The following is a 14,222-nucleotide window of genomic DNA, read 5'->3' as shown; positions in this document are numbered from 1 at the left end:
CGAGGCAGGACGCGAACACCAATTCGAAAGATGCTCTATAGTTCAAATCTACCAGAAAGAAGTATAGCTCTCATGAAACTCATCTGAGAAGGTGATCGTCTAAATCGTGAGGAAACTGGGCGCAAGAAGAAAGCCGCCGGAACAGGTTCCGGCGGCTTTCTTGAATGTCTGTGAGAGAAGATTCTCGACGAGATTCTTATTCTTTTTCTGATTCCTTCTCTTCAACTGGTCCGAGCAGTTTGACCAGCTCAACTTTCAAGTTCTCGCCACGTGCCTGCAGAGAGACAACTTTGCCGTCCTGGTTGACGAGGATCGCTGTGGGGATTCCACTAATTCCATAGTGACGGGCAATCGGGTTATCCCAACCTTGCTCTTCTGGTTCCGGGAAGAAGATGGACTTCCAAGGCAGGTCTTTTTCTTTGGTGAAAGCCATGAGTGCTTCTTCATCTTCGTCTAGGCTAATTCCAATCACTTCAAAGCCTTTGTCGTGATAGTCTTCGTAAAGGCCTTTCAGATTCGGGAGTTCAGCAATGCAGGGGCCGCACCAAGTAGCCCAGAAGTCTACAAGGACCACTTTCCCCTGAAAGTCTTCGATTTTGAACTCTCCACCGCCCACTGTTGGACCTGCGACTTCAATGCTGTTTCCAAGCAGGTTCAAGCGGCGAACTGTCGACTCCATCCGTTTGACGACTTCACCGATTTGTGGATGATCCTTTTTACTGAGGATTTCTGCGTATTTTTTATACGCGACAATTGCATTCTTCTCATCGCCATTTCCTTCTAAGGACCGAGCGACCTGCATGGCGGCCTGAAGCTGATCACCGAAGTTTGGCGAATCAATTTTTGTCTCCGCCAATTTCTTTCCGACCTCGTCGATCAGCGCTTGCTTTTCTTCTGGAGTTGCAGCGGCGAGGCCGTTGATGCGCTGTTCGAGTTCCAATTGGGCGACCAGTTCTTTAACAGCTGGTCGTTCATCTCGTTTCATCTGGTCAAGGAGTTTCGTCTGCTTGACGATGGCGGTGTTGTCACCGAACTGAGCGAGAATCTGCAAAACCTGAAGACGCATCTGAATGGCATTGAGATAGATGTCTTCACTCACTTCGCGAGAAGCGACTTCATTGATGGCCTTGTCGAGTTTTGTAAAGTGTTGAAGGATTCCTTCTGGGGTTCGTTCTTCGGGAGCCATTCGGCTTAACCGACGAAGAAACAGATCCAGGATCCGCTCGTCAGTTCCTTCTGGAACTGCAAAGGGATCCTTCTTTTCTTCGCTTTCCTTCACTGCTTCTTTGTCAGAAGCTTCCTTTGCTGGTGCATCTTGTGCGGAAGCGGTGCTGAAGTTGACCGTTACAGCAAAGAGCAAAGCCAAGCTGAATAAACGTAGACTCATGTGACCCTCCTCAGGTCATAGTATCAAGAAAAATTGACCAACTTGTTGTGGTCAGAAAAGGTGACGATGGACTGTAATTCTCGCAGTTCTGACGCCGCAGGAAAAACATATCGTATATATGGTGGGCGTCCGGACAGCAGGTCTACAGTGAAGAAGCTCACAATTCGATCAGCCGGCAGACACATTGAGGTTTCGATGAAGCATCATATGCATTTGACAGGGCTTCGCCAACTCACACTTGGAATACTTGATGCGTGTTTCAGCCCAAGTCAGGCAATTTTCCCGGAACAAATCTGATACCGTCTATTTCGTTTTGTTTCGTGGCGAGCAGGCTGTGAGGTCCTGAAGCTGGCTTTCACAGCCACAGCAAAGACTGATAATGCTCGGATGTCTTTGAAGCATGCGTCGTTCATTCGCTCGAACAAAGCTTGAGAAGTGTGCGAAGTTCGAGCGAATGACCACGATTCCATCAGTTCATGAGCAGTTCCAAAATTTCGGTCCGCTTCCGTCCTGGCCAGACTATGCAGCAGTCCAGATGGTAGTGAAAGACAGTCTTAGCGGACGGGAGAATTCATGGAAAACTCTATGCTTCGTCAAGCACGTCAACGGCTGCAAATGCTTTTCCTTCCAGCATTTCCAAGCTTGCTCCGCCACCGGTGCTCACATGAGAAACACGTTCTGCGAATCCGAGTTGCTGGACCGCAGCGGCGCTGTCTCCTCCGCCAATAATGCTGACAGCATCTGAATCAGCAATCGCCTGAGCGACCGCTTTCGTTCCGGCATCGAATGGAGGAACTTCGAAAACACCCATCGGTCCGTTCCAGATGATCGTCTTCGCCCCTTTGACGAGGTCGGCATACATCTCAGCGGTTTTGGGGCCGATATCAAAGCCTTCGAAATCGTCCGGAATTTGCCCGGCATCGACGACCACTTTGTTGCAATCAGGGTCTTTGAATGCGTCGCCACAGTGTGTGTCAATTGGCAAGATCAGTTTGTCACCACCTTTTTCAAGGAGTTGGTTGGCGAGGTCGACTTTATCAGGTTCAACCAGACTCTTTCCAACTTTTCCGCCCTGAGCGAGTGCAAATGTGTAAGCCATTGCACCGCCGATCAGAATCTTGTCACAGATATCGAGGAGATTCTCGATGACTTTGATTTTATCGGAGACTTTGGCTCCTCCCAGAATTGCGATGAATGGTCGCTCTGGATTCGCAATGGCGTCGCTCAGGTACTGGATCTCTTTCTTAACAAGAAACCCGACCACTTTGGGAGCGTCGCCCATCACTGACGGGACTGTATACATGCTCGCATGTGGACGATGACATGTTCCAAAGGCGTCGTTGCAATACACATCTCCAAAGGCAGCCAGCTTTTCTCCGAATGCCTGTTTTGCAGCTTTCTGCTCGTCGGTTGTCTTTGGATCTTCTTCTTTCACTTCCTCTTCGGCAGCGAAGCGAACGTTCTCAAGTACGACGACTTCACCCGGTTGAAGTGCCGCCACTTTTGCTTGAGCATCTTCACCGACAGTGTCGGTCGCGAAGGAGACTGGAGCCTCAATCAACTCTGCCAATTTTTCGGCAGCTGGTTTCAGGCTGTATTTAGCGACCACTTCCCCTTTAGGGCGTCCGAGATGGCTCATCAACACGAGACTGCCGCCTCGTTTTAGAACGGATTGGATTGATGGCAACGCCATTCGAATTCGTCGGTCGTCGGTGACGTTGCGATTGTCGTCGAGTGGGACATTGAAGTCGACACGCATCAGCACTTTTTTACCTGATACGTCGATGTCTTCGATAGTTTTTTTCGCCATGGAGACGATGTTCCTCTAAAGGGGTCTGCTTTGGGATGGATGAGCAATGGGTTCGTTGGGCAGCATCAGTTTGAATTTGCCGCGTTGGGGCACGAGTTTCACAACGCTGTTTGTTCAGATAATTGATCTGAGACTTGATTCGCACGGACAAATGCCGAACAACAGTCAGCCCAGCTCAGGTTGCGTCGATCGCAACGCAACTCTCTGAGTATTTTATCACAACACCACCTGAAGAAGTGGGGCTGTTGAGTGAAAGTCTGTCACATGAGAAAATCGTAAGAAACCATGTCTCGGCTGCCAAGTGCTTAGGAGGAGTGAATCTTAAGAGAAAAAAGCTTCATGGCGACCGTCTGATGGAAGCACTTACTGCATCCAAGTTGAATGGACCACTCAGAACGTATCAGAATCATCGCAGCAGCGTGAGTGCCTGGATATTCCATCTTGCCGAAGCCTCGTACCGCTCCAGAGTTGGTAGAGCAGGGCGTTGGCAGGCATGCCGGAAGCATCATCAGCGAGCGAGCATTGATGACGAAGCGGCAGCAGTTGCGGAATGCCGACAGATATCCAATAATCCGCTAACTCAATGCAGGAGGTTGTTGCGATCCTTACGTCTGGCTACTCCACGAAACTTACGTGCTGACGTAAACCGTTACAGTCACAGCAGATGCCGCCGTAGCTCAGTTGGCAGAGCGAGGCTTTCGTAAAGCCTAGGTCGCTGGTTCAAGTCCAGTCGGCGGCTCTTTGATAGTTGTTCGCTCAACCAAACCTGAGCGAGTCTTCGGATTCACCGTGAATCCGAACGCTTCTCTCAGTCTTGTTAGTCGTTCTTAGAAAGTTGTGAAAACGACTCTTCGAGTGGCACTGTCTGGTTCGTCCAGTTGTGCGAATTAAGGTGGGGATTTCGGAGGTTTCTAATGACCGAGAATCGTTCTACCTTTTGCTCCATTCACAGCTTCAGTCTTTCTGAGTCTTCGTACCATGGCTGATTCATCTTTGAAGAGCGATGCACTTGCCATCTGGCAGGCGGGAGTTGATGCGGTCGACTCTGCTCGGCTGGTCCGCGAAGTCGTTTCTGGTGATGCGGAATCACTGAATGTGGCTGAGACTCATTGGCAGGCAGGAGAATCTGGTCGAATTTATGTTGTGGGGGCTGGTAAAGCGGGGGCTGGGATGGCTGCCGGGTTTGAGGCAGCGGTCTCCAAAGAATTGAGATCACGACTTTCAGGTTGGGTGAACGTTCCTGAAGATTGCGTACGCGAATTGGAAGCGATCCACCTGCATGGCGCACGGCCTGCAGGTGTGAATGAACCGACAACTGCCGGAGTTGCAGGGACTCAGGAAATTCTTCAGGGAGTCGCTTCGTTGAATCCAGAGGACTTGTGCGTTGTGCTGATCTCTGGTGGGGGAAGCGCGTTGTTGCCGGCTCCGATGCAGGGGATTTCTCTTGAAGATAAGCAGCGAGTCACTCGATTGCTGATGCGATCCGGGGCGACGATTGATGAACTCAATACCGTTCGCCGAGCACTTTCTGATGTCAAAGGGGGGGGCTTATTGCGGGCCTGCCGCGCCGGACAATTGGTGACGTTGATCATCTCGGATGTGATTGGTGATCCACTCGAAGTGATTGCCTCTGGTCCGACGGTTGATGTGTTGCCAGATCCCCGAGCAGCGTGGGAGATTTTGAATCGCTTACTCGTGGATTCAATCGAACTTATTCCGCAATCGATCAGGCGAGTTCTTGCTGAGTCGGGAACTCGTTCGCACTCAACCCGCGAGATCGTCTGCGAATACTCGAATGTGATTATCGGAAATAACCAGACCGCCGTGGAAGCCGCTGCCGATCAGGCAAGAACGCTCGGGCATGAATTGGCGCTTGTTGAGTTTGATCAACCTGGGGTTGCGAAAGAATTCGGCTCGGAGTTCGCGTCTCGATGCTTGCAGCTTCGCGAGAACTCACCCGTTGGCAAGAAGTTTTGTCTGGTGAGTGGGGGAGAGCCGATTGTTCAACTTGTGAAAACAGAGCAGCCTCAAAAGGGTGGTCGCAATCAGGAGTTGGTGCTGGCTGCAGCGAAGAGGCTTCAAGGTGAAGGTCATGCAGGGATTGTCATTCTCTCCGGTGGAACTGATGGAGAGGATGGGCCGACAGATGCGGCGGGAGCGTACGTCGATGAGACTGTCTTGAGTTTCGCGAAGAGTCAAGGTTTGCAGATTGATGAGTATCTGAGCGTCAACAATTCGTATGCATTTTTTGAATGTTCAGGCGGCCTCATCAAGACCGGTCCAACGCATACAAATGTGATGGACCTGCGAATCGGTGTGATTGAGACTCCTGAGCGATCACGTTGAGACTGCCCAGAGTTTTCTAACGATCAGTTAGAGCTGAGTCTCCGCGATATGTCTTTTGGCGGACAGTCAACGAAGGCATGAAAGCGATCATTCCGGTCACAAAATGTTAGCGGATTTTTGGATCGCGGTGGCTGCGAACGAGGACGTAATCGCCGAGGAAACTGACACCGAAGTTGTTCGCTTTGATGACAGCAGCAAACGCCTGGACAGCTGAAGTTTCTTCGAAATGGCCGGTGAAAGTTCCTTCGACATCCGGGCGAATCACAACTTTTCTCCCGGCGTATTTGGAAATGGTTGTGAGGACATCGCGAACCTCGGCGTTTTCGAATTTGAAGATGTACGTGTCATCTTTAGATCCGGCAGTCACTTCAATGGTGGAACTTTTCTCTTCCAGTGGTTGTTCTAATTCTTGGGTTTCAATCACGACTTCCGTCATTTCAACCGGTTTGATTGTCTCGACTGGAGCAGTCGGAGTCACGTCCTGTTGTTTCGTGAAAGTTTCATCTGTGACTTGTTCTGCTTTAACTTGTGTTGCCAGGTTCTCGTTGGCTTCATTGCGAAGTTTCTTTAACTCAGCAATGTCTTCTCGGAGTTTTTTCAGTTCGCTTTCAACGCGTTCGACTTCCGTCCGCTGTTCGTCTCGTCGTAGATCTTCGATTTCACGTCGTGCTTCCGCGAGTCGAAAATGTAAGATCTCTTTTTTCAAATGATGGACTTCATGGTCCATTGATTCACGAGTGGCTCGTTTTGGGATGGCGACCGGCTCTGGGACAAGAATTTCTCGATGGTGTTCAATCGGTCGAGTTGCAGCGTACTGGAATTCCCGATCGGGGATCGGTGTGAGTTCTCTGATCTGTTCAGTCGGTTCATTGCTGCTCATTCCCAAGCTGGCGTTCACATCTGCAGAAGCGATACGAATTGGACTTGGCGTTGGGGACAATGAAGATGTTTCTGAATTCTGTGAAGGTTGCTGCGAACTCTGGGTGAGAGTCGACTCTCCAGGAAGAGGTTCGAAAGGGGCAGCTGTTGTTTTTTGGCGATCTGGTGACGGAGCGGGATCGAATTTGAATTCTTCTTGAGGCCGCTGGGCGATGACTGGCGCGTCTGTCAGTTCCTCTTCGCTTGTTTTGAGTTCATGGCGCGATTTGTTCTGAGAGTTGAGCGCGTTGCGAATCTCTTCTGGTTTTAATCCAGTAAGCAGGACCGTTAGCCCAAAGGCGAGGCTCATCACCCAGAATGCAATTTTGAAAGGGGCATTTGACATAGATCTCTACCACTCACGGCTCGGTCTGCCAGGTCGCGCCTGCTGGAGAAATGTGTCTCAAATCATGGAGACGATTTCGCCTTAGGCAATTGAAGGATTGAGCAGGCTTTGAAATGAGATGTTGCCAAGTCGAAAACGACCTGAGCCATCGCCACGCCGGGCGATATGGATTCTCAATTCAGGAATCGAGGATGCACATGAAAACATCACTTCGAGGTGTGCTCATTATGATCAATCGGCACAGATGACCTTGCGACTCGCGTAGAATCGGCATAACCCGCAAATTTTAACAGTTGTCAAAAAAGAAAAAACGCGGCAAGGTCCCCTCAAAGCTCCCAGCTTCTCCTTGCCGCGTTTTGATTGACAAAATGTTGACAGATCGTTTGCAGTCACGGAAACATAGGGCGCTCCTCCTGAGAGTCAAACTTTTTCAGAAATAAGCGTTAAAAAAGCGGGAGCCTGAGCGGGGCGGAATGTTGCTTTTTTTCAGCATTGCGAATTCTTTTTTCTTCGCGCAGATTTTCAACGTGAAGTTTTCCAAGAATTTCGATCAGCGAGTTCTTGCTGGGCGGTAGAGAATCGGTGACCAGGGAGAGTGTCTCGATCAGAGAAAATTTGAGAAAGAATAATTTGTAGATCGGCGAACGGACTTTCAGATCGAGCTTGAAAGCGGAATCGTCGCCGAGTTCAGGCTGCGCAAAAGTAAACAGCCTGCTCCGAAATCGAAGCAGGCTGTTCCCCTCACCCTCAAGCTGTTTCATCACCCCCGGTTATGAGTCATCATCAATTCCAAGAGACATTGAAGATTCCTCGAAAACGGTTCACTATTGAGTGAGTTCTAGAACTGGTCCTGAAATCTGAATTCGATCTCTCATTCACTGAGAAAACGCCCATTTCAACAGTTTTTGGACCAGTTGTGGGTCTGATTCCGTCTAGAAAACGTCAAGGCGGAAATGGTGTCCGGAGTGGTACGGACGCTCTTTAGGATAGAAGTTGTGCCAGTCGGTGTTGTAGACCGGAATCCGACGTTCTTGTGGATACCTGTAGTACAGGTGATCGTAGCTTTCCGGCTGCGTCTGGAAATTGTGTGGATAATACACATACGGGTAGTAGTAAAACCGTTGCCAGTTGGATGGCTGTCCGGGCTGAGCAGCTTCAGCTTCGCTCGTATCGACAAAGGCAACTGCAACAAAGGCAATTGCACAGAGTCCGGCGAGCAGTGTGTGCTTCAACATGAAATGACTCCTTAATCCGTTGAGGAGAGACGCTTGTGCGTACCTGACCCCAGACATCAAACCGTTCACCCACACTGGTTCACGGTACGAAAGTACTGAAATGTCCCTGGTTCGTCGTGACAATTCAGCCTCGGGGGACTAAATTCGCACTGAGAGACACGATGTTTGAATACCGAACAATCACTTCTTTGATCGGCTGGTTTCTGCTCTTGGAATAGGCTTTTTCGTTAAAATCCGCACAGGCGGTCTAACTGCACTTGATTTGAGTCTCGAATGATCCACGTTCAGCGATCTCTACAGGGTATCTACGCAGGCTTCGCGCTCAGCCTTTTCCTCTTATTCTGTGGGAGCAAGACAAATGCTCAGGAGCTTCCCTGCCTCATTCATGCAGCTGATGTTCAACCACATCTGAATTACCTCGCCAGCCCAGACCGTCAGGGCCGGGATGATTGGGGGAAAGTCGAAGCCCGCGAGTACATTATTAAGCATTTCAAATCGCTAGGTGTGAAACCGCTTTTCGATGAGAGTTACCTGCAAGCGATTCCAGAATTCGGGTCTCAAGCAGAGATGCCCCCTGTGTACGGTTATAACATCGGAGGCTTCATCGAAGGGACCGACCCAAAGCTCAAGGATGAGTGGATCATCGTCAATGCACACTACGATCATCTGGGAGTCAGGGGAGGAAAAGTGTTTCCCGGAGCAGACGACAACGCCAGTGGTGTTTCCATGCTTCTTGAAGTCGCCCGGCACATCTCAGAATCTCCCGGCAAACGGAGCGTCGCTTTTCTTTCGTTTGATATGGAAGAGCACCTGCTGTGGGGGGCGCGATGGTTTCTCGCTCATCCTCCAATGGAGGTTGAATCCATCAAGTTCTGCTTGACTGCAGACATGATTGGCCGTTCGCTGGGTGGGCTCGACATCCCGACAGTCTTTGTTTTAGGGGGAGAACGTTCGCGAGAAGCTCACGCAGCTCTGGAAGCGGCAACCGTTCCGCAGGGTTTAGAAATCGCACAGCTCGGCGTCGATGTTGTCGGTGTCCGCAGCGACTACGGCCCGTTTTATTACCGGCGGATTCCATTTTTGTTTTTCTCGACCGGCGAACATCCAGACTATCATACTCCGCAAGATACGTTAGAGCGTTTAGATGTTGAAAAGGTCGCCCGAGTTTCAACGGTGATGAATCAAGTCGCCCAATCGATGGCGAATATGCCTGGAGAGATCACATGGGAAGGGAATCCGAAACCATCGCTGCAAGAAGTTGAATCGGTGAATCGGGTTTGCGTGAACCTGTTGAACTCTGGTGAAGATGGCTCTCTTGAACTGACGAATGCACAGCGGTTTTTTGTCTCACAAGTCAAATCAAAAACAGACTACATCCTCAAGTCCCAAAGGTATTCCATCGAAGAACGCAAGTGGCTCGTTCGAGCAACCCAAATCATGATGCTCACGATCTTTTGAGGTCTTTGAGAGTTTTTGAACCGCTGTTCGTTTCTTGCACTGAATACTGATGACGCCCAAAGATCACCTTCCATATGACCTTCACATCGTGCTGGAAACGGGCGAAAAACTGTGGAAGATTGCTCGGCTTTTCGCGAAAAATGGCTGGGCAACGCGCGAATGTTCATGGACTGAATTCGAAATACAGTCCACTGACGCCGACCTTCTTCTTGCTCCGGCCTCACCTCCCTTGCTTAGCGGTGGAGTCTCGGACGATCCCGAGGCAGTCGACCGAATTCTGACTCTATTAGATTCGGCTGCTATTCCGTATGCCTACGAGGTCTATGACGAAGCTGATGTTCTCATCAGGTCAGGACCATGAGATTCCGGATGTACCTTCGGACGGCACTGCGTCTCTGACGCGGCTGAATGAATCAACATCTTGTATGTTTTTGATTATGAATTGAATCTAATTTTCTCTTCAGGGTGGGTTTATTTCGCAACGCAATACTCCTCCTTCAAGTCGAAGCAGACCGACCGAGACAACGACTCAGGCAGGTCTGCAATCTCTTGCTGATGGAAACAAGCGGTGTTGATGACGCTGCACGACTTCATTCGGTGAATCGAACGAGACAACAAAGTGCAGGGAGTCCGACCGGCACACCTCTGCAGGCTTGCATTGACAAAGATTAATTCAAAAGCTGTGTGCGCACTGCTGCGAAACTGGAATCACCTGCACTGGGGTTTTAACAGCACCCGTCGGTTGAGCAGCAGTCTCCGTCGGGCATGAGCGTGAGGAGGTTGGCGCCCTGTTTGGTTTCTTTGGGAGAGCGGATTGGGACTCCGTAGCAATCGAACGGTTTGGCGTCTTCGAGTGCAACTTCGTTCGCTGGCGGAATCGGTGTGATTTTGTCTGCGTAGGGGGATTGGGTGTACATCTTGAATGTTTTGTCGCAGACAGCCATACGTTGACCGCGGACGAGTTTGTGTCCATCGTCATCCACGACAGACTTCCAGGGGCCGTTGTAAATGACTGCTTGTCGTCGATCGAGGCAAGGGCCATCTTTTCCTTTGAATGCCTGAACTGTCATGCTCCGGAATTCAATTCCTTCCACGGTGGCCCAGGCTTCTTCTTGTCGCGAAACGATCTCGATGCCATAAAATCCGGCTTCGGCAAATGCTTCCAGGAACAAGTCTTCGCGAAATGCGCCGCTGATGCACCCACTCCAGAGGTGCGGGTCGTTTCGTAAATTCTCCGGGACCAGTTCGTCGCAAACGATATCGCTGATGACTGCGCGACCACCCCTTTTCAGGACGCGATGTAACTCTGAGAAGAGTTGGCGTCGGTCCTCATCTTTGACGAGATTGAGAACACAGTTTGAAACCACGACATCGACTGAGTCCGCAGCGATCAGAGGTTGTGTTGCTCGCAGCTGATCTGCGTGCTCTTGCATCTGCAGCCAGTCCGCCGATGTTTGAGTTGGATTCTGCTGAAGGTATTCTTCAAGCAAATCAAGATTGAGTTGTAAGTCCTGAATTCGACCTTTTCGAAAGTCGACATTGGCATAGCCAATTTTTTCAGCCATTTCGTCTTGATACTGCCGTGCCAGGCTGAGCATGGTGTCGTTGCAATCGACTCCGATCACGTTGCCAGATGCGCCGACGATTTGAGATGCGATGTAGCAGATTTTTCCTCCGCCCGATCCCAGGTCGAGAACCGTCTCGCCTTCATTGACCCACTTTGATGGATCGCCACAACCGTAGTCGCGTTCGATGATTTCTTCGGGGATGATCTTGAGGTACTGCGGGTCGTAGCTGACAGGACAACACAACGCCGCTTCAGCTGCTTCGGCAGCTGCTGAGTAGCGGTCGCGAACGGCTGCATCGACGTTGAGGGCTTGTCGTTCGGGTGAGTCCATTGTGCTTGACATGAAGATCTCCGGAAGAATTCATAGTTCTTGAAATTTGAGGATAACAGCTCTGCAGTCTCTGGCAATTCCGAATGGAAGTCTGTGAAGCGAATTACATTTGAGACGTCCTTTCATTCTTGCGTTTACTGATTCGATATTCATCAGTTCGAGAACAGGCTTGAGAGGGCTCATATGTCTGTTTCTCGAATCTCCGGAATTTTCCCCGGCAGTTCTCTCGATACTGAAATTTCGCATACGGTTCTGTTAACGTACAACTTCTCGTAATCAATTCTTATTCAGGAAGATGTCGATGAATTCATTCCCAACGGTCCTTGCATTGTCGGGACTGCTCGTGACGTTTTCTTTGACTGCATCAGCTGAAGTTCCCATGACTCAACGCATTGATCATTTTGATGAGTATTTCGGACAAAAAGTCCACGACCCATATCGCTGGCTGGAGGACGATGTCCGCGAAAGTGAGCAGGTCGCTGAATGGGTCAAAAAACAGAATGAGCATACGTTCGGCTACCTCGAAAAGATCGCCGAACGCGAACCGATTCGGAAACGCCTGACCGAACTCTGGAACTTCGAGAAGTTCGGAACTCCGTTTACCGCAGGCGGGCGGCTTTACTTCTACAAGAATGATGGTCTGCAGAATCAATATGTGCTGTACGTCCAAGACGATTCGGAAGCCGAGCCGCGTGTTTTGATTGATCCGAACGAGTGGTCCGAGGATGGGACTGTCGCGATCGGTGGAACAGCTTTCAGTGATGACGGCCGCTATCTGGCCTACTCAATTCAGGATGCGGGTTCAGACTGGCGCACCTGGAAGGTGATGGAAATCGAATCCGGTAAGATTCTGGATGACGAACTGAATTGGATTAAATTCAATTCGCCTGCCTGGACACCGGACGGGAGAGGGTTTTTCTACGGTCGTTTCCCTGAACCTGTTGAAGGCGCGGAGTTTCAGAACCTGAATGTGAATCAGGCGATTTACTATCACCGTATTGGAGAATCCCAAGCTGAGGATGTCCTTGTGTTTCATCGGCCTGATCAGCCGGAGTGGGGTTACTCGACTTCCGTCACTGAAGATGGTCGCTACCTGATCATTACAGTTCATGTGGGGACCGATGATCGCTATCGCGTGTTCTATAAAGACCTCGACGATTCGCTGGCGATGCCTTTGCCGCTGATTCGCAACTTTGAAAATGAATACAGCTTTATTGGTAACGATGGTCCGGTCTTCTTTTTTAAGACCGATCTCGATGCTCCACGCGGAAGAGTGATTTCCATCGATACCCGCAAAGTCTCTAAGCAAATCGAAGAGGAAGGTGTCGCTCCTGAGGTTCCGTATACAGAGGTCATTCCAGAACAACCGGAAGCGATGCGGGATGTCACGATCATTGCCAATCTGTTTGTGGTGGAATCGTTAAAAGATGCCAAGACGCAAGTCGCAGTCTATCGGAAATCTGGAGAACTCCTCCGAAATGTTGAGTTTCCTGCCATCGGTTCGGCGTTCGGTTTTCGTGGGAAGTCGACGGACACAGAAACTTATTACTCCTTCTCCAGCTACGTTTTGCCTCCGACAATTTACAAGTACGACATGCTGACTGGCGAAAGCGAGCAAATCCGTCAGGCGTCAGTTGACTTCAATCCCCATGATTACGAAGCCAAGCAGGTTTTCTATACGAGCAAAGATGGAACTCGCGTCCCGATGTTTATCTCTCATAAGAAAGGGATCAAACTCGACGGCAATAACCCGACACTTCTGTACGGCTATGGTGGGTTTAATATCCCGCTCACGCCATCGTTTTCGATCAGTCGACTCGCCTGGATGGAAATGGGAGGCGTTTACGCTGTTGCGAATTTGAGAGGCGGCGGTGAATACGGAGAGAAGTGGCACAAGGCTGGGACGAAGCTGAACAAGCAAAACGTTTTCGACGACTTTATTGCCGCAGCTGAGTGGTTGATCGAGAACAAATACACACAAACGAAGAAGCTTGCGATTCAAGGCGGGAGTAACGGGGGGCTATTGGTCGGTGCGTGCATGACGCAGCGTCCCGAACTCTTCGGTGCTTGTCTGCCAGCAGTCGGGGTGATGGACATGCTCCGCTTCCACAAGTTCACTGCGGGGCGGTATTGGACTGACGACTACGGTTCATCGGACAACGAAGACGAATTCAAAGCTCTGCTGGCTTATTCGCCGTATCACAATGCGAAGGAAGGAGTCTGCTATCCGCCGACTCTGATCTCGACGGCTGATACCGATGATCGTGTCGTTCCGGGGCACAGTTTCAAATTCGCTGCGGCGATTCAACATGCCCAAAGTTGTGACAATCCCATTTTGATTCGCATCGAGACCAAAGCTGGTCATGGGGCCGGGAAACCGACTTCCAAGATCATCGAGGAACTTGCCGATCATTGGGCGTTCCTGGTTCAAACCCTCGGAGTCGAGTTGGATTGATGATTGCTTGATTGCTTGATTGAGCGCGGGTGGCGATCTCAGTTCCTTGAGATTGGCCCCGGCTTTGTAGTGCGAAGGTCTTTGCGAGTGGCTTCGGAGTCGCTTGTTTCTAAGAGGCCCATATTTCGACGACTTGGAAGATTCTTGCCAGTTAAGAGTTCAAATCGTGGAAGAAATTGAAGACAGTTCGAGTCAGCAGGAGAGTGCGACTCTCGGTGGCGAGAATCTTCGGCGATATTTGTGCGCCATCCTATTTTCGGGGGCGTGAATTTTGCAGAATGCCCGACGTTTGCAAACTGGCTATACCAAGTGCATTTCGCTGCGCTGTTTCATCAACAGAAGATTTCGTGTTTCCGATGTCTGTGATGG

10 protein-coding genes and 1 tRNA gene are annotated in these 14,222 nt (G+C 50.3%); 6 read left to right on the top strand and 5 right to left on the bottom strand.

The window, feature by feature from the left end:
- Window positions 1–196: 196 nt before the first annotated feature.
- Both Mal48_RS17375 and Mal48_RS17370 read right to left on the bottom strand, forming a co-directional pair.
- Window positions 197–1,387 (bottom strand): thioredoxin-like domain-containing protein, encoded by a 1,191-nt coding sequence (locus tag Mal48_RS17375; RefSeq protein ID WP_145202457.1) that lies wholly within the window; start codon window positions 1,385–1,387, stop codon window positions 197–199.
- A 583-nt stretch (window positions 1,388–1,970) separates the two neighbouring features.
- Window positions 1,971–3,197: a phosphoglycerate kinase gene (locus Mal48_RS17370; RefSeq protein WP_145202454.1), complete on the bottom strand. Its 1,227-nt coding sequence runs from the start codon at window positions 3,195–3,197 to the stop codon at window positions 1,971–1,973.
- Between the two features lie 441 nt (window positions 3,198–3,638).
- Between Mal48_RS17370 and Mal48_RS23370 the strand changes: the two genes are divergently transcribed.
- The 3 genes from Mal48_RS23370 (at window position 3,639) to Mal48_RS17360 (ending at window position 5,543) form a co-directional block, all read left to right on the top strand.
- Entirely contained in the window at window positions 3,639–3,776 is a 138-nt protein-coding gene (locus tag Mal48_RS23370) for a hypothetical protein (RefSeq protein ID WP_197441790.1), read from the top strand.
- A gap of 87 nt (window positions 3,777–3,863) precedes the next feature.
- Window positions 3,864–3,936: transfer RNA gene (locus tag Mal48_RS17365), tRNA-Thr, on the top strand.
- A gap of 239 nt (window positions 3,937–4,175) precedes the next feature.
- On the top strand, window positions 4,176–5,543 hold the full coding sequence (locus Mal48_RS17360; protein ID WP_145202451.1) for a glycerate kinase type-2 family protein: 1,368 nt from the start codon (window positions 4,176–4,178) through the stop codon (window positions 5,541–5,543).
- 106 nt (window positions 5,544–5,649) lie between these two features.
- On the opposite strand, the gene Mal48_RS17355 is transcribed toward Mal48_RS17360, so the two are convergent.
- Window positions 5,650–6,807 carry a hypothetical protein gene (locus Mal48_RS17355; protein ID WP_145202448.1) on the bottom strand — a complete coding sequence of 386 codons (1,158 nt, stop codon included), beginning with the start codon at window positions 6,805–6,807 and terminating at the stop codon, window positions 5,650–5,652.
- Between the two features lie 932 nt (window positions 6,808–7,739).
- Window positions 7,740–8,042, bottom strand: coding sequence for a hypothetical protein (locus tag Mal48_RS17350; RefSeq protein ID WP_145202445.1), 303 nt, complete (start codon window positions 8,040–8,042; stop codon window positions 7,740–7,742).
- 273 nt (window positions 8,043–8,315) lie between these two features.
- Here Mal48_RS17350 and Mal48_RS17345 point away from each other — a divergent pair, with 273 nt between their 5' ends.
- Both Mal48_RS17345 and Mal48_RS17340 read left to right on the top strand, forming a co-directional pair.
- Window positions 8,316–9,500, top strand: a complete 1,185-nt coding sequence (locus Mal48_RS17345; protein WP_145202442.1) for a M28 family metallopeptidase — start codon at window positions 8,316–8,318, stop codon at window positions 9,498–9,500.
- A gap of 49 nt (window positions 9,501–9,549) precedes the next feature.
- Window positions 9,550–9,861, top strand: coding sequence for a hypothetical protein (locus Mal48_RS17340; protein WP_145202439.1), 312 nt, complete (start codon window positions 9,550–9,552; stop codon window positions 9,859–9,861).
- 364 nt (window positions 9,862–10,225) lie between these two features.
- Here the strand turns inward: Mal48_RS17340 and Mal48_RS17335 are convergent, their stop codons facing one another.
- A complete protein-coding gene (locus tag Mal48_RS17335; RefSeq protein WP_145202436.1) occupies window positions 10,226–11,410 on the bottom strand; it encodes a methyltransferase domain-containing protein in 1,185 nt (394 codons plus the stop codon).
- A gap of 289 nt (window positions 11,411–11,699) precedes the next feature.
- On the opposite strand from Mal48_RS17335, the gene Mal48_RS17330 reads away from it, so the two are divergent.
- Window positions 11,700–13,853: a prolyl oligopeptidase family serine peptidase gene (locus Mal48_RS17330; RefSeq protein WP_145202433.1), complete on the top strand. Its 2,154-nt coding sequence runs from the start codon at window positions 11,700–11,702 to the stop codon at window positions 13,851–13,853.
- Window positions 13,854–14,222: the final 369 nt, after the last annotated feature.

The sequence above is a fragment of the Thalassoglobus polymorphus genome, assembly GCF_007744255.1.
GTDB lineage: Bacteria > Planctomycetota > Planctomycetia > Planctomycetales > Planctomycetaceae > Thalassoglobus > Thalassoglobus polymorphus.
Note: the sequence above shows the minus strand (reverse complement) of the source record. Positions and strands in the feature narration are given on the sequence as shown.